Source organism: Pseudomonas sp. MF6747, from assembly GCF_963890955.1.
Taxonomy (GTDB): Bacteria; Pseudomonadota; Gammaproteobacteria; order Pseudomonadales; family Pseudomonadaceae; genus Aquipseudomonas.
Genome location: NZ_CAWPSZ010000017.1, coordinates 58,951 through 83,351 on the forward strand (window position 1 = coordinate 58,951; position 24,401 = coordinate 83,351).

The window sequence follows — 24,401 nt, forward strand, 5'->3', positions numbered from 1 at the left end:
ACAAGGACGTGACACCCATGAAGCCTGCCTCCTTAAGCGAGGGCCGCCGCGGTCCCGCGCAAATCTGGAACAGCGCGCCACAGTTGGCGCAAATTCCCGCTATCCCTCCCTCTTCGCTGGTGCCACCTGGTGCGCGCGTGGCGGTGATTGCTCCGCACCCTGGCGATGAAGTGCTGGCGTGTGGAGGGCTGCTGCAACTGCTCAGTACCCTGGAGCACCCGCTGCTGCTGATCTCGATCACCGACGGCAGCGCCAGCCATCCGGGGTCTCACGCATGGCCGGCGAGCCGTCTGAGTGTGATCCGCCCACAGGAAAGCGCCGAGGCGCTGCGCAGGTTGGGCATGCCGCTGCACAGCTTGAAGTGGATTCGCGGCGGTTTTCGTGACGACGCCCTGGCGAGCAGTGAACAGCCGATGAGCCAGTTCATTGCGCGTTACCTGCAGCCGGGCGACATGGTGTTCACCACGTGGCGCAACGACGGCAATGACGACCACGACGCCGTCGGCCGTGCCAGCGCCAAGGCCTGTAGCCTGATCGGCGCGCGGCTTTATGAACTGCCCATCTGGGCCTGGCACAGTCCGGCGCGTGAAGCGGCGATGATGCCTTGGCAGCGAGCGCATAAGGTGCGTCTGGACAGCTGGAGCGTCGCGCGCAAACTGCACGCCGCTCATGCCTACGCCAGCCAATTGGTCGGCGACCCGGCCATCGGGCTCGCGCCGATGCTCGCCCAGGAACTGCTCGAACGCATGCGCGAGCCGTATGAGATCGTGTTCACGTAGAGCGGGCGGTTATGTATCGCACTGTGTACAGCAGCCGTGGCGATACACAGCGTTTAACCCGGGACCGTTCCTGAAACATGCGCGATACAGCGCAGCGGTCAACTGAGTGTCAGGCACCCATCAGCCGCAGGAGGCTCGCCATGCACACTCTGTTGACCCGTCGCTCCAAACACCGTCCGCTTGCTCTGGCATTGGCCTTGTTGCCATTCGGCGCCCTGGGCGTGGCTCATGCTGAAATGCCCGAGCCGCCAACGCCGGCCAGCCATCACCAAACCGCCTTCGGCGCGCTCAAGCACGTCAAGGCCGGGGTGCTCGATGTGGCCTACGCCGACGTTGGCCCGGCCAACGGCCAGGTGGTGATCCTGCTGCACGGTTGGCCCTACGACATCGACAGTTACGCCGATGTCGCGCCGTGGCTGGCAGCCAAAGGCTACCGCGTGTTGATCCCGTATGCCCGCGGCTATGGCGCCACGCGTTTTGTGTCGGATAAAACCCTGCGCAACGGCGAACCGGCAGCGTTGGCACAGGACGTGATCGACTTCATGGACGCACTGAAGATCAAGCAAGCGGTGCTCGGTGGGTACGACTGGGGCGCGCGCTCGGCGGATATCGTCTCAGCGCTGTGGCCGGAGCGGGTCAAGGCATTGGTGTCTGTCAGCGGCTACCTGATCGGCAACCAGGCCGCCGGCAAGCAACCGCTGCCGCCCAAGGCTGAATTGCAGTGGTGGTACCAGTTTTACTTCGCCACCGAGCGCGGCGCCGCCGGCTACCAGAAGAACACCCACGAATTTGCCAGGCTAATCTGGCAAACCGCTTCGCCGAAGTGGGCCTTTGACGACGCCACGTTCGCGCGCAGCGCCAAAGGCCTGGATAACCCCGATCACGTCGCCATCACGGTTTTCAACTACCGTTGGCGCCTGGGTTTGGTGCACGGCGAGGCGCAATACGACGCGCTGGAACAGCGACTGGCCCAATCGCCCACCATCGGCGTGCCGACCATCACCCTCGAAGGCGACGCGAACGGCGCACCGCACCCGCAACCCGAGGACTACGCCAAGCGCTTCACCGGCAAGTACGAATTTCGCCAGATCAATGGCGGGATCGGCCACAACCTGCCGCAGGAAGCACCGGCAGCGTTCGCCAAGGCCGTGTTCGACGCCGATCACCTGTGACCTATCGCGACGACCTGGCGGGGTTACCGACTGTGGGCGGGGAGTGTTTTTTGCTGCTCAGCGCACGACTGTCGGGAAGGACATTCTTTGGCTTGAACAGTGGTGCCAATTGAGCACGGTGGGCCGAATGGACTCGGGCCACCGTGCGTTGATCAGGCCGGCACGCCGAGAATGATGTGCGAGGCTTTGATCACCGCCGTCGCGCTGACGCCCGGCGCCAGGCCCAACTCCGCTACCGCGTCGCGGGTGACGATGGCGTAAACCTTCGAACCACCGGCCAATTCGATCACCACTTCGGCGTTGACCGCACCGTCGTTGACGCTCAGTACCGTGCCTTCCAGGCAGTTGCGCGCCGACAGGCGAATGTCGCTGGAATCGGTCATCAGCATGACCCACGGCGCCTTGATCAGTGCCACGGCCTCTTTGCCCACGGCGATGCCCAGGTTGCGCACGCTCTGTATGGTCACCACCGCCACCAATTGCTCACCACCGGCCAAGGTCAGGACGACTTCTGCATTAACGGCGCCCTCCTGCACTTGGCTGACTTGGCCTTTGAATACGTTGCGTGCGCTGACTTTCATCGTGATGGGGCCTTTTCTTGACTTTTGATTAGGAATTAACGCGCATGTTTAAACGTAACGCTGTGTAAAAACAACTATAGCGTCCCAACTGCCGGCGTTCTGCGCCGGATAGTGACTACCTGCTGGCGCCCGAGCTAGCGATAAGGCTGCATCGACGATGTGAAAAATTTGTTAAGCATTTAACGTCAAAGGCTTTTTTGCTCGGATCCAATCTGACACACTGATGCGAATAATTATCATAATCTTTATTATTCGCTAGGGACAGCACTTCCGGGAGAGTCGGTTTCATGTCTGTGCAACAACATGGCGGTAAAGGTTTTTCACCCAATTTGATCGCGATGGCCATCTGTATTGCCAGCTCACAAGCGGCCTTCGCCGCCGACACGCAGCAGCCAGCAGACGTCGTCGAGTTGGGCGCGACGCAGATCAACACCGAGCAGCAACTCGGTGCGACCACCGAAGGCAGCCCGTCCTACACCACCGGCTCGATGGCAACGGCGACCAAGCTTCCACTCACGATGCGCGAAACCCCACAGGCCGTTACCGTCATCACGCGACAGCGCATGGATGACCAGGCGATGACCAGCATCAATGACGTGGTCAAGGCCACGCCCGGGTTGTTCCTGAACTTCTCCAACGGGCCTGGCCGGCAGTCGTACACCTCGCGCGGTTTCGACATCGACAACCTGATGTATGACGGCATTCCCAGCGGCTACAACGGGGCCACAGTCGGCGCCCAGCCGAACCTGGCCATGTTCGACCGCGTCGAGGTAGTGCGCGGCGCAACAGGCCTGGTCACCGGGGCCGGCAACCCTTCAGCGGCCATCAACCTGATCCGCAAGCGGCCGTTGGACGAGCAGAAAGTCACCCTCACCGGTGCCGCCGGCAGTTGGGACAATTACCGTGGCGAGCTGGACGCATCCAGCCCGCTCAACGACAGCGGCACATTGCGCGGCCGGGTGGTTACTTCTTACGGTGATGCCAACAGTTTCATCGATAAAGTCCAGGAAGATCACGGCCTGTTCTACGCCGTCACCGAAGCGGATCTGAGCGAAGACACCACCCTGACCCTGGGTTTCTCCAACCAGAAGGACAAGACCAACTACTTCTGGGGATCGGCGATGGTCGGTCAGGACGGCCATCATCTGGACCTGCCCCGCTCCTACAACCCCGGTACTCGCTGGGAGAACAAGGATCAGGAAATCAACACGGTGTTCGCCGAGCTGCGTCAGCGCCTGGCCAACGACTGGAGCCTTCAAGTCAACGCCAACTACGCCGAACAGAACGCGTTGTTTTCAGGCTCCTACCAGTCGCGCCGGGTCAACAACACCCCGGCCCGCACGGTCTACCAGGCGGCCTACGATGAAAACCAGGCCGGCATCGACGCCTTTGCCAGCGGCCCTTTCCAGGCGTTCGGGCGTACCCATGAACTGGTGGTGGGCGCCAGCAAGCGCATCTATGACCTGACCACCCACAGCTACAGTCCGTACGACACCAACTGGCCACTCACCGCGGGCAAGCCAGACTTCGTCCACACCGACAACCAGCGCGAAGTCACCACTCAGGATGGCGTCTACGTCACCACGCGCCTGAGCCTCGCCGACCCGTTGAAACTGATCCTCGGCGGGCGCCTGGACTGGTATGACTATGACAACCGTGACGGCGACGGCGACTATCATGTCACCCGCAACCTCACCCGCTACGCAGGTTTGATTTACGAGCTGGACGACCATCACTCGGTCTACGTCAGCTACAGCGACATCTTCACGCCGCAGAGTGACAAGGACACGTCCGGTAAGCCGGTCAAGCCGATTGTCGGCAAGAACTACGAAGTCGGCATCAAGGGCGAATACCTTGGCGGCGCGCTGAACGCGAGCCTGGCGCTGTTCCGCGTCGATCAGGAGAACCGAGCGGTGCAAGTGTTCGTGCCGAACTGCCCGCAGGCCTCCTGCAACGAAGCCTCCGGCGAAATTCGCAGCGAGGGCATCGACGTCGAACTGCAAGGCGCGTTAACCGAGAATTGGCAGGTCGGCGGTGGCTACACCTACGCCCGTACGCACACCATCAAGGATGAGGCCAACCCGCAGAAGGTCAACAAGCAGTTCGACACCGACACGCCAGAACAGCTGTTCAAACTGACCACACGCTACAACCTGCAGGGCCCGCTGGAAAAATTCCGTGTGGGCGGCAACGTCTCCTGGCAGAGCCGCATGTACAACGACCTTGACCTCGCGGACGGCAGCAAATATCGGCTTAAACAGGGCAGCTATGCCGTCACCGACCTGATGGCCGGCTACCAGGTCAACCAGCACCTGGACCTGCAGCTCAACGCCAACAACATTTTCGACCGGCGCTATTACTCCACCATCGCCAACTCGGTGAGCTACGGCGGTGATGCTTACGGCAACCCGCGCAACATGATGCTGACCGCCAAGTACACCTTCTGATCGTTATCGCAGCGTCGGCTATCCGTTCGGATAGCCGTTCTTAAAGTCCCGTTCAGGGATGCCCCTGAATCAAAAAGCACACGAATACCTGCTTCACTCCACCGGTGGCCGGTCGTGGCACGCCGCATGCTTGCCTGTACCCCTCGATCACATGGAGTAAGAGTGAATGCCCACCCGCCCGCGTTTTCTGGAGCACTACCGCAAGGCCGATCGCATCATGCTGGCGTTGGTCTGGCTGATGTTTCTGTTCTCACTCGGGCTGGCGTTCTGGCACGACACTTGGCTGCAGGCACTGACCGTGGGCGCAGGCACCAGTGTGGTGCTGACGGTGCTCTATCGCGCCCTCGGCGGGACACGCTTGATGCGCTGCCTGCTGGGCGCCGGCCTGATGGTAATGGCTGCCCTGCACATCAACCAGGCGCAAGGCGTGATCGAATCACACTTCGGCATTTTCGCGTTGCTGGCGGTGCTGACGTTCTACCGCGACTGGCTGCCAATCCTGGTCGCGGCGGCAACGATCGCCGTGCATCACGTGGTCTTTCATGCCTTGCAACATCAAGGCTTCCCGGTGTTTGTGATGGAACACCACGGCGGCTGGAGCATGCTGTTCGTCCACGCTTTCTATGTGGTGATGGAGACCGTCGCCCTGCTCTACCTGGCCATTCACAGCCAGCGTGAGGCGGTCGAAAGCCAGGAAATGCTCGAGAAAATGCTCGCCGTGACCACCCAGCTCACCGTCGAAACCGCCCAAGGTGAAGGCAAGGTGCACGTCTCCCTGGCCAAGCGCTTTGACCACTTCCTGCAGCAAATCACCCACCTGATCGACGGTGTGGCCCGCGACTCCCAAGGCCTTGGCCAACTCGGCCAGGAACTGGCCAGTGCCAGCGGCACGCTGGAAAAAGGCGCACGCCATCAGTTGGCAGAAATCACCCAGATGACCGGCTCGATGCAGCGCATGGAAGACGCCATGGGCCACATCACCGTGCACGTTGAACAGGCTGTCGAGCACGCAGGCCAAGCCAGCCAACAAATCGTACGCGGCCAGGAAAGCGTCGGCCGCGCGCAGCATGAAATCAACCAACTGGCTCTACGCATTCACGGCACCCACTCAACCGTGCAAGACCTCGCCGTGCAGGCCGAGCAGATCGGCTCGGTGCTCGAAGTGATCAGCAGCATCGCCAACCAGACCAACCTGCTCGCCCTCAACGCCGCCATCGAAGCCGCGCGCGCCGGCGAGCAAGGCCGAGGGTTTGCCGTGGTCGCCGATGAAGTGCGCAGCCTGGCCCAGCGCACGGCGGTGTCCACTCAGGAAATCAAACAGATCATCGAAGGCTTGCAACACGGCAGCCGTCAGGCCGTCGAGGCGATGCATGACAGCCAGCAAGGCGTAGAGCGTTGCGTACAAGACAGCCAGTTGGCCGTGCAGATGCTGCAAGCGGTAGGCGCCGATATCGCGCGCATCGACGCACTGAATGGGCGAATTGTGAGCACCACGCGCGAGCAGTCCACGGCCAACCTGGAGATTGTCGGGCGCTTGCAGGCGGTGCAAAGCATTGCGCAAAGCACCGCGGATGATGTGGAGACGCTGGCGCGCAGCAGTGAACGGTTACCGCCGATTGCGGTGCGCCTGGATGCTTTGGGGCGCAGGTTTCATCAATGAAGTCATGCGTCTCGGGACAATGAGGAGGTGATCTGAGCAATCGCGCCCTGATCCGCCTCGTGCAGCGTGCGGTACTGATTGACGACTTCGGTTTCTTCCACAGTAAGGTCATCCGCGCTCATGTGCGAACGCTCACCGCTCAGCACGTAAAGCACATCGACCCCTTTGCGACGGATAGCCATCAGATAATCCGATTTGGGTAATCTCTCGCCCCTTTCATAGTGGCCTTGTGCGTTTTCGGCCACGCCCCCGATCACACCAAAATCGTGCTGGGAGAGTAAAAGCCGTTTGCGCTCTTCCTTTAAGCGCCCGCCTAAATTGCCGTCCATGTTGAATGCCTGAACTGAGGGTATAAACCACCATACGCCTATACACCTCAAAGAAGGTCATTCATTTGAATTGACGTTTCAGGGCATAGTCCGGAAGGTCAATGGCGTCAGCCTTGGGGGAAAGAAACTTGCCTAGCAGCTTTTTAAAAACAGGCGCTGTCGCCAGCCGCAATACGGCGTGGCCGAGCGCTATTGCAACGCGCGAATGAGGTGATGCCAACCGCGGTGCAAATTTGGGCACGCCTTGCGCTTGAGCCACGTAGGGCCGCATCAGGGTTTCATAGGCGGCGAACGCTTGGGTGTGATCTGCATGGCGCCCCAACTCGCCAGCCAACACATACGCCCCGCACAGGCCCAGGCTGGTGCCCATGCCACTGATGGGCGAGGCGCAATAGGCTGCGTCGCCCGCCAGTGCAATACGGCCCTTGGACCAACGGGGCATTTTGACCTGACCTACCGCTTCCAGGTAAAGGTCGGTTGTGTCATTCAGCCCCGCCAATACGCGGGGCGTCTCCCAACCGGCGTCGGCAAAGCGTTGCTTGAGCAAGGATTTCTGCGCGTCTGGTGCGAGTTTTTCGTAGCCGTTGGGTGCTTGCTGAAACGACAAAAACGCCCGCGTGGTGCCCAGGTTGTCTGGGCGTAAACACACACAGCGCCCGCCGGGAATGTTGTACCAGCGCATGATCTGGCCGTCGCTTGGCTCACGCGGCAGGGTGAAATAGGCGGTGTATACATCCAGCGGGCGGCGCTGGACTTCGCTGCCGAACACGTGATTGCGCGTGGTCGAGCCAATCCCTTCCGCCACAATCACCAGGTCGAAAACCTGCTCGGTCCCCTGTGCAAAGCGCACATGCACCTGCTGGCCATCGTCGTGCAGGGTTTCAATGCTGTCGCCAAACCGATACGTGACCCGGTCCTCGCTGTGCTGGATCAACAGCTTGGCGAGTTCGCCACGCAGAATCTCCAGTTCAGCGATTGGCCCTTCGCCGTCAAAGTCGTTCACGCCGATGAAGGCCTTTGTCCGGTTGTGGCGGTCAACGAAGGCAATGCCTTGTTCGTGGGTTGTATTGGCCCGAATCAGTTCCTCCAGGCCCATGCGCTGCACCACAACGCGGCCCGCACCCCGCACGTCGATCGTCTGCCCACCATCGCGAAAAGCCGGTGCCCTTTCGACCACTGTGACGTGCATGCCCTGCCGGGACAGCCAATACGCCAGCGCCGGGCCGGCGACACTGGCGCCGGTGACAAGAATCTTTTGGGGTTTCATCAGGCCTCCTGCTGTGGATTTGAAGCGGCGCTGCTGCCCGGCAACGTGCTGCGGTAAACCTCGATCACCTGGCCAAGAAACGCCTCGACTACCGCGCGCTCCTGGCCCCCAAGCGCCGCCAGTACGGCGTTCAGGCCGCTGAGCATTGGCGCAATGTGCTGATAAGCCAGGGCCACCGAGGCGGGAACCGGACACACCATCACGCGGCGCTTGTCATCAAGCTGGCGCTCACGAATCACATGGCCGGCACGCTCCAGGCGGTCGATGACTTGGGTGATGCCGGCGGTCGTCACCGACAGGCGCGAGGCAAGCTCGGTCGGTGGCAATGGGCCGTCAGTGATCAAGTGCTCCAGCGCCGCCATGTCGGTCTGGTTGATGGACAAAGAATCGGCAAGATGGCTGGCGGCTTTGCGCGTCAGGATGGCGATCTGTTGCAGCTGCTGCGCAACAGCATCGCTGGCGATCTGCAGGCCACGTGGGTCGGGGACGGGGACAGATGCGGATGGTTTCATGCGTTTGGCTGCTCTGGATCGCGGGGTGGCAGCCACACTAGCATATAGCTAACTTGCTTAGCTATCTTCCAAAAATGTCGAACGGGTATCCATGGGCAGGCGAAATCCCTCACGTTTTACTAGCCTGAGTTCAGGCGAGAACCCCCTCGCTGACCGTGCGCACCAAAGGGAGCGTGCAGCATGACCGACGACACAACAACAAGCGGGCCGGCGTCGTACTTCCCCGCCATTGAAAAAAAGTATGGGCAGCCCATCAGCCATTGGCTGGACCTGCTCAAAACCGTCAATGCCCAGAAGCACATGGAAAGGGTCGCCTGGCTTAAAACCGAACACGGCATGGGCCATGGCCACGCCAATGCGCTGGTGGCGTATTACGCGGCGATGGAAAAAGGCGACTGAGCCGCCGCCCTACCCTTCAAGGCGGCGTTTGAGTCGCTTCAGGTCACGGTTGACGATCAGCTTGTGCACCTGACCGACCGGCACCATATAAAAGCGGCCAAAGGCGTTATGAATGACCACCGATGAGGTGATCGTGAACACACGATCGCTGATCGACAGGCAGATCATCACATCCAGATGCCGGTCGCGCTCGGTTAGCACCAGTACGTCGGGAGTGCTGTGCTCCACCAAAAAGAAGTCCAGCCGCTCACCGACCTGCACACGCTCTCGCCGCGTGCCGGAAAACCCGCCAATACGTTTCACACCAAACAATGCGCAAATGGCGTCCCTGATCCCAAACGCCATGCGCAGGAATAGCCCCGGTTCGGCCGTCATGATGTTCCAGGCTTCAAGCGCGGTGACATCGACCGGCAGCAGGATCGACCTGCGATCGTAATAATCCAGGTCGCCCGGCAGGCGCAGTGTGTGAACAGCATCGGTGCTCGCCAAACAGTCTCTCCTTGAAAGGTGGCCGCGGTTGAATGTGCCCAACCGCAAGCCTTACCGCAATTCGTCCAATAGATGTGACGCGCCTGGCTGTGCCTGAAAACGGCAGGACGCCGCTTGCCGGGCAGAGATTATTTTGCGCGTGCGCTCAAGTAAAGCGCCAAATGGCCTTGAAGAATGTGGGCGCAAGAATGCGCTGCCATCGCCTTCCTGAGCTGGCAGCGCCTGCCGCATGACTTATAAAGAGGCGTTATCCATGCCGGGCTGGCCCTGCCTTTTTGTCGCCCTGCAGGGTTCCCGCGGCTCTGGGATCAGGTGCTGCATGCCTTGGTGCCCGGCGGCGTGTTCGTCGGGCATCTGTTTGGCGCACGCCTAGCTGGGCGACGCGTACGCACATGACCTTCCACACCGAGCAAGCCATTCGCGCGATGTGCAAGGGCTTGGAAATAATCCGGCTTCGTGAGTCGCACACATCCAGCACAACCCCTTCCGGCCTGCTCAACGGGCACCGTTTTGATGTGATCGTTCGCAAGCCTTCTCATCCGCTGGCGGCAGCCCTCAGCTAAAACTTAGGCGGCTGACTCGCACATTGACATATCGGTAAATCCCGATACTATCGGGCGCATGGACCTACTCGACATATTCAAAGCCCTCTCAAACCGCACGCGGCTCGATATCCTGCAAGGTTTGAAGGATCCCGAAAAAAACTTCCCCGCCCAAGACGAGGGAGACGTTCATACCGTGGGCGTCTGCGTCAGCAGCATCCAGGAAGGCGTCGGCCTCTCCCAGTCGACCGTGTCTGACTACCTGGCGACCCTGCACCGCGCAGGCCTGGTTGAAATCCGCCGTATCGGCCAGTGGACCTACTACAAACGTAACGAAGCCAACATCAGCGCACTGGTGGAGATCCTGGGGAAAGAACTCTAGGTTTTTTTCATCGCATTATATCGATATTTCCCGATATCCCTTTTTACCGAAACGAGGTCATGCAATGAAAGCGATGATTCTTAAATCCTTTGGCGGGCCCGAGGCGTTCGAACTCTGCGACGTGCCCAAGCCCGTGCCCCATACGGGGCACGTCCTGGTGCGCGTACACGCCGCCGCCATCAACCCACTGGATTACCAGGTACGACGGGGTGACTACGCCGACGCGGTGCCACTGCCAGCCATTACCGGCCACGACGTGTCTGGCGTTGTCGAAGCCATCGGGCCAGGTGTGACCGCCTTCGCCCCAGGCGACGAAGTCTGGTACACCCCACAAATATTCGACGGCCCCGGCAGCTACGCCGAGTACCACGTGGCCGCCGAAAGCATCATTGGCAAAAAACCTGCCTCGCTCAGCCACCTCGAAGCCGCCAGCCTCAGCCTGGTCGGCGGCACTGCGTGGGAAGCACTCGCCGAACGCGCGACGCTCAGGGTTGGCGAAAGCGTGCTGATACACGGTGGCGCAGGCGGCGTCGGCCACGTGGCAATCCAGCTGGCCAAAGCCATTGGGGCAAGGGTGTTCACCACCGTGCGCGCGGCCAACATTGAGTTTGCGCGAAGCATGGGCGCTGACGTGATCATCGACTACGAAAGCGAGGATTACGTAGAGGCCATCCTGCGCGAAACGGCGGGCCGCGGCGTCGATGTGGTGTTCGACACCCTCGGCGGCGACACCTTATCACGCAGCCCCGACGCGCTCGCACAACGGGGCCGCGTGGTCTCGATCGTGGACATCACGCAGCCGCAAAACCTGGTTCAGGCCTGGGGCAAAAACGCGGCCTATCACTTTGTGTTCACCCGACAACATCGCGGCAAGCTGGACGAGCTGAGCGCATTAGTGGAACGCGGTCAGCTGCGGCCCCACGTGGGCGCGGTTTATTCGTTGGCCGACATCGCGTTGGCCCATGCTCGGCTGGAAAGCCGCCACAACGGTGTTCAAGGAAAAGTCGCGATTGCCGTCGTGCCATCGCTCATCGCGTGAGCACCGTTGAACTCATTTTTGGAGGAACACCATGATTTATGAAATCGCCCAGCTCCCGGTTTACACAGAACAGGTTGAAGCGTTCAGGCGCGCATTTACCCAGGTCGAGCCGTTGCTGTGTCGAGCGAAGGGCTATTGCGGGCACCTGCTCGCACAAGGCATTGAAACGCCGCAGGTGTTCAACTTGATCGTGAAGTGGGCATCACTTGAAGATCACACGCCAGGCTTCGAGGCGAGTGAGGACCATCGGGTGTTTATGCAGGGGTTGGAGACCTATTTCGCCGACGAACCAACGGTTTACCATATCGAAGGCGCAGCCTTTGTCAGGCATATGGGCAACGCCGATGCCCCGAGTAGTTCGTGGTTTTAAGAGACTTGCCTGGTGTTGATTGTCAGCGGTGAAATGATCCACGTGCGTTGTCGCCATTGCGGCCTCAACGCACGCATCGCTCGACGCCTTCCGGTGTAATTAGGGCGTTGGTACGGCCAGCCTTTCTGGTGCTCGCGGGCAGCCTGGAGTAGTTGAGGTGCAGTTTCCTGAAAGGCAGTTGTCGGCCCAAAGCGGACATTGCCACTGAAAAAAACAAACCGTTGCTAGCACGCCAAAAACCGTTGGCGGGATAACGTTGTGCTTTACACCACTTCCACCAACTCGAATTCTTCTGCCACAAGCTCCATCGCCGCGTCGAACGAGCCTTCCCGTTGAAAAAAAGCTTTATGACCCTGCGCCCAATACCCGAGGCTGAGATCCCCTTCGCCTTCCTTTCTTGCAAACGCTTCATTCACGTCGCAGTAACGAATGATACGCAGCGAAACAAGCCTGATGACACATACTGGCTCGCCCTGACTGTTGAGGATGATGCTGTAACCACCAATCGCTGACGATTCATCTTGATGGTTGAATGATGAAAGTGAGCAACATGACGCTGTTTTAATGCCTTTAGCTACACGGTCAGCCAGCTCATCTGCCATCTCTGGAGTATCCCCAAATGCCCATGCACTGGCTTTGGGGTACCTGATCTTTAAATCGTCAATCATGCGCATCATTCGTTCAAACCTTATCGTTGACTGCAGCGTCAGCACCCATTCGCGAATGATTAGCCCGGCACCCTTGATCGAGTTGCACCGCCGTCGGTAATGGCGCGACCCGCTCAGCAGGTCGCGCCCTAGGCGACAGTTTTAATTGCCGTGATAGACAGGTAATCGCCCTTCAGCTTCTGCCTTGCGCCCCTCCTGGAAGTCGTTTGACTTATACAGCGTTGCGCGTTGCGCATCCAATTCCGACAGAGCGCCGGCTTGCACCGGGTCGATGACGCGATGCGCAGAGGCTAGCGATGCCTTGACCCCTAAGGGGCCATTGGCGGCGATCCGGTTTGCCAACTCGATCGCTTTGTCGAGGGCTGACTGTGGGTCAGGGATCTCCTGCACCGTGCCCATGCGATAGGCTTCAAGGGCGGTCCAATGATCGCCCGTCAGAATGTAGCGCATGGCATTGGCCCAGCCGGCTTCGCGCACGAATCGTACTGTCGATCCACCGCCCGGGAAACGACCATGGGTGTTTTCATCCTGTCCGAAGTCAGTGTTGTTCGCCGCAACCCGTATGTCGCCGACAAGAAACAGCTCATGCGCCATGTTCCAAGTGTCGCCGTGAACCGCCACGATCAGAGGCTTGGTGAGATAGGGCATTTTCTTGCCGAGCGGGTCGATCAGCCCCGCACCGAGCGTAGGTCCGCCCGAGCTGGCAACCGCCTTGAAGCCCTCAACGTCAAGGCCCTGCGAGAAATTGTCGCCGTGCCCGAACAACACAGCGGCGCGCAGTGAAGGATCATGGTCGTAGTCGTAATACGCCTTGGCGAGGGCCAGGTACGCTTGCGGATCAAGCCTGTTCTGGATATCGGGTCGGTTGATACCAATCAGTACAATCTTGCCACGTCGCTCGACGGTAATTTTGTGAGCGGCACTGGTCGGGATATCGACCAGGTTGACGTCGTCGCCAGATTGCGCAATTACAACGCCGGCGAACAAGGACAATGCTGAGAACATGATGATCTTGCGGAGTACTCTTTGCATCGATACATCCTTTGGCGAAGTTGGCTGTGCGAATGGGTTCGCCGCGCCAATCAGATAACGCGGCCGTCCCCACTCGGTGCTCAAGTTTCAGTTCAGTACTGCGAGACACCGCCATCGACATCGAGCTCGATGCCGGTAACGTAGGCACTGTCATCAGAGGCGAGAAATACGGCCGCTTTGCCCAAGTCTTCCGGGCTGCCCAAGCGGGACAGCGGAATGCTGCCAACAAGGCCGGCACGCGCAGCCTCGGGAATCAGCGACTGCAGTCCTGGGGTAAGCGTATGGCCGGGGCTCAATACGTTGATGCGGATGCCCAGTTCCTTGGTGTCCAGTATGAAACCGCGCGCCAGGTTGCGGACGGCCGCCTTGGTCGATGAATAGACGGACATACTGGGGATGCCGATCGAAGCGGCGATTGAACCGGTGAATATTACCGATGCACCTGTTCCCAGAAGCGGCAGCGCTTTCTGCAGGCCGAACAGCAGGCCCTTGACGTTCGCATTGTAGGTCTTGTCGAAATGCTCCGCGGTAATCTCGCCGAGCTTCATGAACTCATAGAAACCCGCGTTCAACGCCAGTACATCAATGCGCCCGGCTTTTTCCTTGATGCGCGCGTACAGCGCGTCCAGGTCGGCAAGCTTGCCCGCATCGCCTTGAATGCCCACCGCACCGTGGCCAATCTCAGCGACCGCGCGGTCGAGCTCAGGTTGACGCCGGCCCGTGATGAACACGCGAGCGCCTTCATTGGCAAACGCCTTGGCGATGCCGAGGCCGATTCCGGCGCTGGCACCCGTGACAACCGCGACCTTGCCTTCAAGTTTTTTGCTCATGTGGCGTACCTTCAATCTGGCTTGCATTGCGCCGCCCGCCCATGTGGGAACGACTCGGCGAGGCGCCAGGTTGGCGCCACAGCAGGAAGATTGAAGGAGGCAATGAGCCCCCTGTAGACGGCAACCGGGACTAACATTTATGCCGGAATGGAATGCTGGTTACTGGTTTAGGTCGGCCCGCTTGCGCCGTTCGCTGCAACGCGCGGATTGTCCAGCCAGCTCAACTGCCCTTATCCTCAACGCTCCCCGCCCATCCCGGAGCCGCCATGGACCTTGCCACGCTCGCCCTCTTCCTCCCCGCCTGCTTCGCCCTGAACATGGCGCCAGGCCCGAACAACTTGCTGTCGGTCAGCAACGCCACCCGCTACGGCTATCGCACGTCTTGCCTTGCCGGTGTTGGCCGCTTGCTGGCCTTCGCCGGCATGATCGCCCTCGCCTCGGCGGGCCTGGCGGTGGTGCTGCAAACCTCGGAGTTGTTGTTTTACGCGATCAAGATTCTGGGCGCGGCGTATCTGTTTTATCTGGCGTTTCAGTTGTGGCGGGCTAATCCGCAGGCAGAGGCTGAATCGGCGACGGCCAAGGTGGGTTTGTGGGCGTTGGCGCGTCAGGAGTTTCTGGTGGCAGCGGGCAACCCGAAGGCTATCTTGATCTTCACGGCCTTCCTGCCGCAGTTCGTGGTGCCAGGCCAGCCGATCACGCCACAATTTGCGCTGCTGGGCGCTATGTTCCTGGTGCTGGAATGGATCGCCATCAGCGCCTATGCCTACATGGGCCTGCACATGCGTCGCTGGTTTGCCGAGCCGCGCGGTAAACGGATTTTCAATCGATGCTGCGCAGGGTTGTTGTCGGCAGCGGCGACGGTGCTGTTGATGGCGCGTCGCGCTTGAGGTCGCTGCGAAACAGCGAGTGATGCCATCGCTCGCAAGCGCCGCTACACTGCCCACCTGCACCTCACGAATGGATTCGACATTGCGCCGCTTTGCCCTACCCCTCGCTTTACTGTGCGTTGGCCTGCTGGCCTATTGCTTGGTCGCTTTGGCGATCAGTCTGTGGCGCAGCCCCCACAGCCCCACACTGTTGATCGGCGCCTTCTACGACGAAGGCATCATCGTCGATAAAAACCCGGTCAAGGCCGCAGAGTGGTATTTGCGCGCGGCGGAAAAAGGCGAGACCTTCGCACAGTTCAAAACCGGCTTTTTTTACTTTTTCGGGCGCGGTGTAGCCGTTGATCACCGCAAGGGCCTGGAGTGGATCACGCTATCAGCCGAGAAAGGCAACTCTGAAGCCCAGTTTTTTTTGGGGGATGCAAACTACGGCGGCGTGGAAATGCCGCGCGATAGCGCTCAAGCCGCGGTGTGGTATCGCAAGGCTGCGCAGCAAGGTCATGCCCGCGCCCAGCAACGGCTTGCCGACGCCTATTTCAGAGGCATTGGCGTTGAGCAAAGCGACCGCAAGGCATTCTACTGGGCGCGCAAAGCCAGTGCGCGAGGCGATGCTGAGGGCCAAACGCTGTTGGCGACCTTTTATTTCACGGGCGTAGGCACGCCGAAAAACCCTCAGCAAGGCATCCAGTTGCTGACCCAGGCCGCCCAGTCAGGCAATAGCGAGGCATACGAATGGCTTGGGATGGCCAACCTGAATGGCATCGGCACCCCCAAAGACGTACCCGCCGCCATTGGGTGGTATACCCGCGCTGGTGACGCGGGCCGGGCCAAAGCGCAGTACATGCTTGGCTATCTGTACAGCAGCAGCGGTGCAGTGCCGGCAGACTATCCAACGGCGAACCGATGGCTGCTCAAGGCCGCGGCACAAGGGTACGCTTACGCAACAGCGACCCTCGCCGAGCATGTGGATACGGGAAAGGGCTTTGAACCTAACAAGCTCAAGGCATGCGGTCTCGTGCGCGTGGCGCTGAATCAAAAGCTGTCCGAGTACGAGGACGATATACGCGGCCAGCTTGAGCATGAGGAAAAAGCCTTGTCCGCAGAGCAACTGGCCGACGTCGCGGCGCTGGAAGCCCTCTATTCAACCCCGCAAGGGCTTGGGCAACTGCTGGGTGATATAACCAGCGCGCCGTAGACTCACACAAGGGCAAAGTCGATGAGTGCTTTTCAAAAAGGAGAACACGCCATGACCCGAAACCAGCTCGCCGACCTTTACCGAGGGTATATCGACTGCCTCAACCGCCAGGGCTGGGAGCGCCTCGGCGATTTCGTGCACCCGCAGGTGACCTACAACGCCACCCCCGTCGGCCTTGCCGGCTACCGCGCGATGCTGGAGCGGGACTTTCGCGAGATCCCCGACCTGGTGTTCCGCATCCAACTGCTGGTCGCGGACCCGCCCACCGTCGCCAGCCGGTTGAACTTCCACGTCACGCCCACAGGTGAATTTTTCGGCTTGCCGATCAACGGCAAGACGGTGACCTTCGATGAGAACGTATTCTACGAATTCGTCGACGGGAAGATCGCGCACGTCTGGTCCGTGATCGATAAGGCGGCGATCAAACAACAGCTTTAATGGATGGAGCCGCTTGTGGAGAACCCGCTTTTCACCTTTACCACTCAACCCTACCCGCCGCGCCAACGCTTTGAAGTGTGGCGTGAGGAAGTGAATGCGATCTTCGATATCACCATCAGCGAGCCTGAATCCGCAGCCTTCAATTACCGCCTGGCCACCGGTTACCTGGGTTCGTTATTGATGGGCTGCGGTGCCTGGGACGGTGCCGGGGAGCCGGTGCCGTATCGGGTCAAGCGTTCCACACACATGATTCGCCGTGACAGCCTCGACCACTATTACCTCTGCCTCGGCCTGTCTCACACGATTAATGGCACGGCAGGCCGCACCACGCTGGCGGCGGGTAACTCGCAGATCTACATCCTGGACCTGGCCCGTGAACTCGATTGCCTGATCACGGCTGGCGATACCGTGATCCTCACCATTCCTCGCGACTTGCTGGCGCAAAGCCTCGGCTACAAAGACGTGCATGGCCAGGTGCTGCAGGGCGGCTTGAGCGAGCTGCTCGCAGACCATATGCGCGCGTTGCAACAGCGCCTGCCGCGCCTGACACCCGAGGAAATCCCGCACGCCCAACAGGCGACGCTGGCCATGATATCGGCAGCCCTGGCGCCGACAGTGGCCAACCTGCAAACCGCCGAGCAAGCGATCGACCACACCCTGCTCAACCGCGCCCGGCGCTTGATTGAACAGCACCTGCGCAGCCCGGAATTGTCCCCGGCTTTCCTGTGCAAACACCTGGGTATTTCGCGGGCGCAACTGTATCGGGTGTTCAGCCAGGAGTCCGGCGTGGCGGCGTATATCCAGCAGCGCCGGTTGAACCGCGCGCGGGTGATTATCCAGAGTGATTCCGGCGCGCGGCAGCGGGTGTCGGGGCTGGCCTTCCAGTTCGGGTTCAAGAGTGATGCGCACTTCAGCCGCACCTTCAAGCAAGCCTTTGGCTATTCGCCGCGCGAGGCCCGGGAGTTGAGCGCCGCTGCCCAGGCGCCGGAACGCGTGAGCCGCCACACCGGGTTCTCGTTACGCAACATCCTGGGGCAGATGAAGGCGGTCTGAGACACCCAGGCAAGTCATTGAGACGCGGGGACAGGAAGATTTTCTCCGCGTGTTTTTCACCGTTTTATCATTGGCCGACGTTCAAAAGCCCTGACTAAACGGAGAAAATCATGGCCCGTCGTACTGTTATCGCAACGCTTGCCACCGCCCTCTTGCTGACGGGTTGCGCCAATGGCGTCAACGGGCTCAGCAGCTTGAACAACCTGTCATTGCCGGGTATCCAGGGCAAAGCCGGGCCGGATATTTCGCTGTTCGATACCACGTATGTCAGGACGCACATCATTTCTGGCAAGACCACCTCCCAACAGCTCAAAGCCCTGTATGGCGAACCGCAGGATCAGTCGATTTCATCCGACGGCACCGAAACCTGGAACTACGCGCCCTCCACCACCCAGAACGCATCCATGCGCCACTTGCTCGGGCTGGTCTCCAACCGTATCCCCGGCAATACCTACGACAACGCCCTCGACACCCGGCGCACAGCCATCGACAATCTTGCGCCGCAGCAACAGAGCCGCCGCCTGAACATCCACCTCAACAATGGCGTGGTCAGGGACTACAGCATTCTGTAACAGCACCGCCCGGCAGTTCTGCCGGGCTCGCTTCAGCCCTCATCTAAACTCCACGCACCCTTGATACGTGGAGCCCTGAAATGACCCACAAAAATACCCTGTGCCTCTGGTACAACGGCACCGCCCTGGAAGCCGCGACCTTCTATGCCTCACTCTTTCCGGACAGCGCCGTCAAGGCCGTGCATCACGCCCCAGGCGACTACCCGGCAGGCAAGCAAGGCGACGTGTTGACCGTCGAGTTCACCGTCCTGGGCATTCCCTGCCTGGGGCTGAATGGCGGCCCGACATTCCCACACACAGAGGCGTTCTCCTTCCAGGTGGCGACGGACGATCAAGCCGAAACCGACCGTTATTGGCACGCAATCATCGATAACGGTGGCCAGGCCAGCGCATGCGGCTGGTGCAAGGACAAGTGGGGGCTGTCGTGGCAGATATCTCCGCGCGTGTTGACCGACGCAGTGACCCACCCCGACCCGGTGATCGCCAAGCGCGCCTTTGACGCGATGATGACCATGACCAAAATCGATGTGTCCGCCATTGAGGCTGCAGTGGCCGGGCGCTGACTCGTGTAGCAAACAGGCTCGTCCTGGCGAGCGGGCTTACTGTGGCGAGCGGGCTTGCCCCGCGTTGGAGTGCGAAGCGCTCCCAACTCAAACGCCCCGGTATAACTGACAGATCCCATCAGCAGGTTCTGGGCCTGCTGCGCCGCCCAACGCGGGGCAAGCCCGCTCGCCACACCGGCCCACGTTCTGGCATCCTGCCCCCCCAAGTCGTCGAATGCGAGCTGCAAGCCCATGAACCACGGCGTCAAACTTGACCCTCGCACGATCCCAGTGCCGCAATCAATCAGCCCTCAAGCCCAGGCCACACTGCAACGCCTGGTCGGGGCTGACGGTGTGCCCCTCAACGCGCTGCACGCGATGCCCGCGCCCGAGGACCATGACGGCTGGCGCCGTCTGCAGGCTGCCGTGGCTCAGAACTACGCCAGCGCCAACGCAGGTCAAGCGGCGTCGCTGCGGGCCAGCCTGCACACCCTCAGGGTTGAAAACGCCAGCGTGCATGTCGCCACACCAGCGTCTGCCACGCCTTTTGCCTACATCGACCTGCACGGCGGCGCGCTGGTGTTCGGCGGCGGCGAAAACTGCCGCCTCGCGGCCGGCAGACAAGCCGATCTGCACGACGTGATCTGCTATGGCGTGGACTACCGCATGCCACCCGACCATCCCTACCCCGCAGCGCTGGATGACTGCCTGGCTGTCTATCGGCACGTTCTCAAGCATCACGCGCCGCAACAGATCGTGATCGGTGGCCGCTCAGCGGGCGGCAACCTTGCGGCGGCCATGGTGTTGCGTGCGCGTGACGAAGGTTTGCCATTGCCCGCTGCGCTGGTGTTGCTGTCGCCGGAAGTCGACCTCACCGAGTCCGGCGACAGCTTCCAGATCAACCGCACCGTCGACGTGGTGCTGCCCAACCCGTTGATGAACGTCAATCTGTTGTATGCCAACGGTGCGGACTTGTCTCACCCGTACCTGTCTCCGCTGTTTGGCGATTTCACCCAGGGTTTCCCGCCAACTTTTCTGCAAAGCGGCACCCGTGATCTGTTTCTGTCCAACACCGTGCGCCTGCACCGCGCCTTGCGCCAGGCGCGGGTAACGGCGCAGTTGCATGTGTTCGAAGCCATGCCGCACGGCGGTTTCATGGGCGCGCCGGAAGACGCGGAGCTGGCCAACGAGGTCGCAGAATTTGTCCGTGAGCAGTTAAAGCGGGGTTGACACATTCCGTCACATCCGCTGAAGATGGAGGCCTTATTCAGGGTGTGTCAGCGCATGTCTGCATCGTCTTTCGTTAACCTTTGTGCCATTGGCTTGATTGCCAAGGCGCAAGGTTGCGTGGCACACGCCCTCAAGTCGAAGAAACAGTCGCTCATGTGACCGGGGCGCGCTGTCCCGTCAGATGAGCTGACAGGACATTGAGCGCGACGGACCTCCCTCCCTTTGCACAATCCCCCTCTGCCCTTCTGACGGTGACTCCAGCGGTCAACCATCAGGAGAAAGTGCATGTCATCGTTTCAAGGTATCTGGGTTCCCGTGGTCACGCCGTTTCATGACGGCGCCATCGACTTCATCGGCCTGCGCCGGTTGGTCAGCCACCTGCTGGAAAAGCACGTGGCCGGCATCATGGTCTGCACCACCACCGGAGAAGCCGCGTCACTGAGCCGTGAGGAACAACTGGCCGTGCTGGATGCGGTGCTGCAACTCGTGCCGGCGCAGCGCGTGGTGATGGGCCTGGCAGGCAACAATCAGCGTGAACTGCTGCAGTTCCAGAGCGAAATCCTCAAACGCGCGGTGGCCGGCTTGCTGGTGCCGGCGCCCAGCTATATCCGGCCCTCCCAGGCCGGCCTCGAAGCGTTTTTCCGCACGGTGGCCGACGCCTCCAGTGTGCCGGTCATTCTCTATGACATTCCCTACCGTACCGGCGTGACCTTCGAACAGGCCATTTTGCTGAACATCGTCAAGCACACGCGAATCGTCGCGATCAAAGACTGCGGCGGCAACCTGGCGACTACCTTGGCGCTGCTCGCCAGCGGCGACGTGGAGGTGTTGTGTGGCGAGGATCTTCAAATCTTCAACGCGCTGTGCCTGGGCGCCACTGGTGCGATTGCAGCCTCGGCCCATGTGCACACCGAGGACTTTGTGGCGCTGTACCAGCAGGTACGCGACAACCAGCTCAGCGAGGCCAGGGCGACTTTTTTCAGGTTGATGCCCCTGATCAACACCCTGTTCATGGAGCCCAACCCCTCGCCGGTAAAGGCGGCGCTGGCGATGCAAGGCTTGATCGCCAGTGAGCTGCGCGCGCCGATGCAAACAGCCAGCACTGGCGTTATAGAGCGGTTGCAGCAGGTTTCGATGCGCGGCGTTTAAGCGTCAACACGCGCTCATGCGCCAAAAAAAGACATCCAACGGACCGCCCGGTTGCGACCGGCGCGATCCCGGCCTATGTTCCAAGCCATGCTTTGCATTTTTGCTGTCCCTCCCCCTACGCCTCTTCCGTACCAGGTGACGACATGCCCACGCTTTCCCGCCCTGCCGTACTCGAATTGATCGGCAATACGCCGCTGGTCAAGGTCAGCCGATTTGATACCGGCCTGTGCACGCTGTTCCTCAAGCTTGAATGCCAAAACCCCGGTGGCTCCATCAAAGACCGCATCGGCCTGGCCATGATTGACGCCGCCGAACGCGACGGCCGCCTGCGCCCCGGCGGCACCATCATCGAAGCCACCGCCGGCAACACCGGCCTGGGGCTTGCGCTGGTCGGCCGGGCCAAGGGCTACCGCGTGGTGCTGGTGGTGCCCGACAAGATGTCCACCGAAAAAGTCCTGCACTTGAAGGCCATGGGCGCCGAGGTACATATCACCCGCTCCGACGTCGGCAAGGGCCATCCCGAGTATTACCAGGACGTGGCTGCGCGCCTGGCCAAGGACATTCCCGGTTCATTTTTTGCCGATCAGTTCAACAACCCGGCCAACCCGCTGGCTCACGAAACCAGCACCGCGCCGGAAATCTGGGCGCAAACCCAGCACGACGTGGATGCGATCGTGGTGGGCGTCGGCTCGGCCGGCACCCTCACCGGCCTGACGCGTTTCTTCAAACGCGTACAGCCGGAACTGGCCATGGTACTCGCGGATCCGGTGGGTTCGGTGATGGCTGAATACAGCCGCAGCGGCAGGATGGAAACGCCGGGGTCATGGGCCGTTGAAGGCATCGGCGAAGACTTCATCCCCTCGATCGCCGACCTCTCCAGCGTGCGCCACGCCTATTCCATCAGCGATGAAGAAAGCTTCGACCACGCCCGCCAACTGCTCAAGGCCGAAGGCATTCTCGGCGGTTCGTCAACCGGCACCCTGCTCGCTGCTGCGCTGCGTTATTGCCGCGAGCAGACCGAACCCAAACGCGTGGTCACCTTCGTCTGCGACACTGGCACGCGGTACCTGTCCAAGGTCTACAACGACCAATGGATGAACGACGCGGGCCTGCTCCAGTACAAACACTACGGCGACCTGCGCGACCTGATCGCCCGCCGCTTCGAAGACGGCCGCGTGATCAGCGTGAGCCCCGACGATACCCTGCTCACGGCCTTCCAGCGCATGCGCCTGGCCGATGTCTCGCAGCTGCCGGTGCTGGTCGAAGGCCGCGAACTGGTTGGCGTGATCGACGAGTCCGACATCCTGCTGGGGTTGCACCATGACGCCGCCGACTTTTCCATGATCGTTGCCAGCGCCATGACCGACACCTTGCAAACCCTGGCCCCGAGTGCCAGCCTGGCCGAACTGCAGGCGGAACTTGATCGCGGCCTGGTTGCCATCATTGCTGACGCTTCAGGCTTTTATGGCCTGATCACCCGCGTCGACCTGCTTAATCACCTACGGAGATCCCTTGCATGAGTCAGCCCGATAAAAGCGCCTTTGCCACCCGCGTGATCCACGCCGGGCAATCACCCGACCCGACCACGGGAGCGCTGATGCCGCCGATCTATGCCAACTCCACGTATCTGCAAGACAGCCCCGGCGTGCACAAGGGCTTTGACTATGGTCGTTCCCACAACCCCACGCGCTTTGCCCTGGAGCGCTGCGTGGCCGACCTTGAAGGCGGCAGCCAGGCGTTTGCCTTTGCCTCCGGGCTGGCGGCGATTTCCACCGTGCTGGAACTGCTCGATGCCGGCGCGCACATCGTCTCCGGTAACGACCTGTACGGTGGCACCTTCCGCCTGTTCGACAAGGTGCGCCAGCGCAGCGCCGGGCACCGTTTCAGCTTTGTCGACTTGAGCGACTTGCAGGCGTTCGAAGCGTCGCTGCAGGACGACACACGCATGGTCTGGGTCGAGACCCCGAGCAATCCGCTGCTCAGCCTTACTGACCTGAGTGCCATCGCGCGAATCTGCCGCGACCGCGGCATCATCTGCGTAGCCGACAACACCTTTGCCAGCCCATGGATCCAGCGCCCGCTGGAGCTGGGGTTCGACATCGTGGTGCACTCCACCACCAAATACCTCAACGGCCACTCCGACGTGATCGGCGGCATCGCCATTGTCGGCCACAATCCGGAGCTCGCCGAACGCCTGGGCTTCCTGCAGAACTCAGTCGGCGCGATTGCCGGCCCGTTCGATGCATTCCTGACGCTGCGCGGCGTGAAAACCCTGGCTTTGCGCATGGAGCGCCATTGCAGCAATGCCCTGGAGTTGGCCACCTGGCTGGAAAAACAGCCGCAAGTCTCACGGGTTTATTACCCAGGCCTGGCCTCGCATCCCCAGCACGAACTGGCACGCAAGCAGATGCGTGGGTTTGGCGGGATGATTTCGGTGGACTTGAACAGTGACCTGGCCGGCGCCACACGCTTTCTGGAAAACGTGAAGATCTTTGCCTTGGCCGAGAGCCTGGGCGGTGTCGAAAGCCTGATCGAACACCCGGCGATCATGACCCACGCCAGCATCCCGGCAGCAACGCGGGCGCAACTGGGCATTGGCGACGGTTTGGTGCGTTTGTCGGTGGGTGTTGAAGACGTCGAGGACCTGCGGGCCGACCTGGCGCAGGCATTGGCCCTGATCTAACCCAATCGCCCAAACAATTAAGCCTTACCTGTGGGAGCTGGCTTGCCTGCGAAAGCATCACCTCGGTACACCTGAAACACCGAGGTGTCTGCATCGCGGGCAAGCCCGCTCCCACAGGGGTTCAGCGTCGGGCTGAATGATGTTGATTGTCCCCACA

Annotated in this window: 27 protein-coding genes; 19 read left to right on the forward strand and 8 right to left on the reverse strand. The window is 60.8% G+C overall.

The window, feature by feature from the left end; all coding sequences use genetic code 11:
• Nucleotides 1-17 precede the first annotated feature (17 nt).
• Together AACW30_RS17510 and AACW30_RS17515 are read left to right on the forward strand one after the other, a co-directional pair.
• Complete coding sequence (locus AACW30_RS17510) at nt 18-779, forward strand: PIG-L deacetylase family protein (RefSeq protein ID WP_200625492.1); 762 nt, start codon at nt 18-20, stop codon at nt 777-779.
• 140 nt (nt 780-919) lie between these two features.
• Complete coding sequence (locus AACW30_RS17515; RefSeq protein WP_200625493.1) at nt 920-1,951, forward strand: alpha/beta fold hydrolase; 1,032 nt, start codon at nt 920-922, stop codon at nt 1,949-1,951.
• 152 nt (nt 1,952-2,103) lie between these two features.
• Here AACW30_RS17515 and AACW30_RS17520 read toward each other — a convergent pair whose 3' ends face one another.
• Nucleotides 2,104-2,532: a TOBE domain-containing protein gene (locus AACW30_RS17520; protein WP_106579056.1), complete on the reverse strand. Its 429-nt coding sequence runs from the start codon at nt 2,530-2,532 to the stop codon at nt 2,104-2,106.
• 287 nt (nt 2,533-2,819) lie between these two features.
• Here AACW30_RS17520 and AACW30_RS17525 point away from each other — a divergent pair, with 287 nt between their 5' ends.
• Both AACW30_RS17525 and AACW30_RS17530 read left to right on the forward strand, forming a co-directional pair.
• Complete coding sequence (locus AACW30_RS17525) at nt 2,820-4,979, forward strand: TonB-dependent siderophore receptor (RefSeq protein WP_200625494.1); 2,160 nt, start codon at nt 2,820-2,822, stop codon at nt 4,977-4,979.
• A gap of 166 nt (nt 4,980-5,145) precedes the next feature.
• Nucleotides 5,146-6,639, forward strand: coding sequence for a methyl-accepting chemotaxis protein (locus tag AACW30_RS17530; RefSeq protein WP_200625495.1), 1,494 nt, complete (start codon nt 5,146-5,148; stop codon nt 6,637-6,639).
• A 2-nt stretch (nt 6,640-6,641) separates the two neighbouring features.
• Here AACW30_RS17530 and AACW30_RS17535 read toward each other — a convergent pair whose 3' ends face one another.
• The 3 genes from AACW30_RS17535 to AACW30_RS17545 all read right to left on the reverse strand — a co-directional run bounded on the left by AACW30_RS17535 (nt 6,642) and on the right by AACW30_RS17545 (nt 8,747).
• Entirely contained in the window at nt 6,642-6,968 is a 327-nt protein-coding gene (locus AACW30_RS17535; protein ID WP_106579053.1) for a helix-turn-helix domain-containing protein, read from the reverse strand.
• A 61-nt stretch (nt 6,969-7,029) separates the two neighbouring features.
• Nucleotides 7,030-8,235 (reverse strand): FAD-dependent monooxygenase, encoded by a 1,206-nt coding sequence (locus tag AACW30_RS17540; RefSeq protein ID WP_200625496.1) that lies wholly within the window; start codon nt 8,233-8,235, stop codon nt 7,030-7,032.
• Nucleotides 8,235-8,747, reverse strand: a complete 513-nt coding sequence (locus AACW30_RS17545) for a MarR family winged helix-turn-helix transcriptional regulator (protein WP_200625497.1) — start codon at nt 8,745-8,747, stop codon at nt 8,235-8,237. The genes AACW30_RS17540 and AACW30_RS17545 overlap by 1 nt, the downstream gene beginning before the upstream one ends.
• A 180-nt stretch (nt 8,748-8,927) precedes the next feature.
• On the opposite strand from AACW30_RS17545, the gene AACW30_RS17550 reads away from it, so the two are divergent.
• Nucleotides 8,928-9,146 (forward strand): DUF4287 domain-containing protein, encoded by a 219-nt coding sequence (locus tag AACW30_RS17550; RefSeq protein WP_200625498.1) that lies wholly within the window; start codon nt 8,928-8,930, stop codon nt 9,144-9,146.
• 9 nt (nt 9,147-9,155) lie between these two features.
• On the opposite strand, the gene AACW30_RS17555 is transcribed toward AACW30_RS17550, so the two are convergent.
• On the reverse strand, nt 9,156-9,677 hold the full coding sequence (locus AACW30_RS17555; protein WP_442793547.1) for a DUF2867 domain-containing protein: 522 nt from the start codon (nt 9,675-9,677) through the stop codon (nt 9,156-9,158).
• A gap of 350 nt (nt 9,678-10,027) precedes the next feature.
• On the opposite strand from AACW30_RS17555, the gene AACW30_RS17560 reads away from it, so the two are divergent.
• The 4 genes from AACW30_RS17560 to AACW30_RS17575 all read left to right on the forward strand — a co-directional run bounded on the left by AACW30_RS17560 (nt 10,028) and on the right by AACW30_RS17575 (nt 11,968).
• Nucleotides 10,028-10,198: a hypothetical protein gene (locus AACW30_RS17560; RefSeq protein WP_200625499.1), complete on the forward strand. Its 171-nt coding sequence runs from the start codon at nt 10,028-10,030 to the stop codon at nt 10,196-10,198.
• Nucleotides 10,199-10,256: 58 nt separating this feature from the next.
• On the forward strand, nt 10,257-10,559 hold the full coding sequence (locus AACW30_RS17565) for an ArsR/SmtB family transcription factor (RefSeq protein WP_200625500.1): 303 nt from the start codon (nt 10,257-10,259) through the stop codon (nt 10,557-10,559).
• Between the two features lie 64 nt (nt 10,560-10,623).
• Entirely contained in the window at nt 10,624-11,598 is a 975-nt protein-coding gene (locus AACW30_RS17570) for a zinc-dependent alcohol dehydrogenase family protein (protein ID WP_200625501.1), read from the forward strand.
• A 31-nt stretch (nt 11,599-11,629) separates the two neighbouring features.
• A complete protein-coding gene (locus tag AACW30_RS17575) occupies nt 11,630-11,968 on the forward strand; it encodes an antibiotic biosynthesis monooxygenase family protein (protein ID WP_106579046.1) in 339 nt (112 codons plus the stop codon).
• Between the two features lie 263 nt (nt 11,969-12,231).
• Here AACW30_RS17575 and AACW30_RS17580 read toward each other — a convergent pair whose 3' ends face one another.
• The 3 genes from AACW30_RS17580 to AACW30_RS17590 all read right to left on the reverse strand — a co-directional run bounded on the left by AACW30_RS17580 (nt 12,232) and on the right by AACW30_RS17590 (nt 14,498).
• The gene (locus AACW30_RS17580; RefSeq protein ID WP_200625502.1) at nt 12,232-12,636 is read right to left on the reverse strand and encodes an ASCH domain-containing protein; all 405 of its coding nucleotides are present in this window, start codon (nt 12,634-12,636) and stop codon (nt 12,232-12,234) included.
• A gap of 141 nt (nt 12,637-12,777) precedes the next feature.
• A complete protein-coding gene (locus AACW30_RS17585; protein WP_200625503.1) occupies nt 12,778-13,668 on the reverse strand; it encodes an enoyl-CoA hydratase-related protein in 891 nt (296 codons plus the stop codon).
• Between the two features lie 92 nt (nt 13,669-13,760).
• Nucleotides 13,761-14,498 (reverse strand): SDR family NAD(P)-dependent oxidoreductase, encoded by a 738-nt coding sequence (locus AACW30_RS17590; RefSeq protein WP_200625504.1) that lies wholly within the window; start codon nt 14,496-14,498, stop codon nt 13,761-13,763.
• Nucleotides 14,499-14,764: 266 nt separating this feature from the next.
• On the opposite strand from AACW30_RS17590, the gene AACW30_RS17595 reads away from it, so the two are divergent.
• The 10 genes from AACW30_RS17595 to AACW30_RS17640 all read left to right on the forward strand — a co-directional run bounded on the left by AACW30_RS17595 (nt 14,765) and on the right by AACW30_RS17640 (nt 24,244).
• Nucleotides 14,765-15,385: a LysE family translocator gene (locus AACW30_RS17595; RefSeq protein WP_200625505.1), complete on the forward strand. Its 621-nt coding sequence runs from the start codon at nt 14,765-14,767 to the stop codon at nt 15,383-15,385.
• Between the two features lie 82 nt (nt 15,386-15,467).
• Nucleotides 15,468-16,577, forward strand: a complete 1,110-nt coding sequence (locus AACW30_RS17600; RefSeq protein ID WP_200625506.1) for an SEL1-like repeat protein — start codon at nt 15,468-15,470, stop codon at nt 16,575-16,577.
• 51 nt (nt 16,578-16,628) lie between these two features.
• A complete protein-coding gene (locus AACW30_RS17605) occupies nt 16,629-17,015 on the forward strand; it encodes an ester cyclase (protein WP_106579041.1) in 387 nt (128 codons plus the stop codon).
• Nucleotides 17,016-17,030: 15 nt separating this feature from the next.
• A complete protein-coding gene (locus AACW30_RS17610; protein ID WP_237266733.1) occupies nt 17,031-18,068 on the forward strand; it encodes a helix-turn-helix domain-containing protein in 1,038 nt (345 codons plus the stop codon).
• 110 nt (nt 18,069-18,178) lie between these two features.
• Nucleotides 18,179-18,640, forward strand: coding sequence for a hypothetical protein (locus AACW30_RS17615; RefSeq protein WP_106579039.1), 462 nt, complete (start codon nt 18,179-18,181; stop codon nt 18,638-18,640).
• An 80-nt stretch (nt 18,641-18,720) separates the two neighbouring features.
• Nucleotides 18,721-19,203, forward strand: coding sequence for a VOC family protein (locus AACW30_RS17620; protein ID WP_200625507.1), 483 nt, complete (start codon nt 18,721-18,723; stop codon nt 19,201-19,203).
• A 231-nt stretch (nt 19,204-19,434) separates the two neighbouring features.
• Entirely contained in the window at nt 19,435-20,412 is a 978-nt protein-coding gene (locus AACW30_RS17625) for an alpha/beta hydrolase (RefSeq protein WP_200625508.1), read from the forward strand.
• Nucleotides 20,413-20,697: 285 nt separating this feature from the next.
• A complete protein-coding gene (gene dapA, locus AACW30_RS17630; protein ID WP_200625509.1) occupies nt 20,698-21,561 on the forward strand; it encodes a 4-hydroxy-tetrahydrodipicolinate synthase in 864 nt (287 codons plus the stop codon).
• Between the two features lie 143 nt (nt 21,562-21,704).
• Nucleotides 21,705-23,081, forward strand: coding sequence for a pyridoxal-phosphate dependent enzyme (locus AACW30_RS17635; RefSeq protein ID WP_119740089.1), 1,377 nt, complete (start codon nt 21,705-21,707; stop codon nt 23,079-23,081).
• On the forward strand, nt 23,078-24,244 hold the full coding sequence (locus tag AACW30_RS17640; RefSeq protein ID WP_169366885.1) for a cystathionine gamma-synthase: 1,167 nt from the start codon (nt 23,078-23,080) through the stop codon (nt 24,242-24,244). Before AACW30_RS17635 ends, AACW30_RS17640 begins: the two co-directional genes overlap by 4 nt.
• Nucleotides 24,245-24,401: the final 157 nt, after the last annotated feature.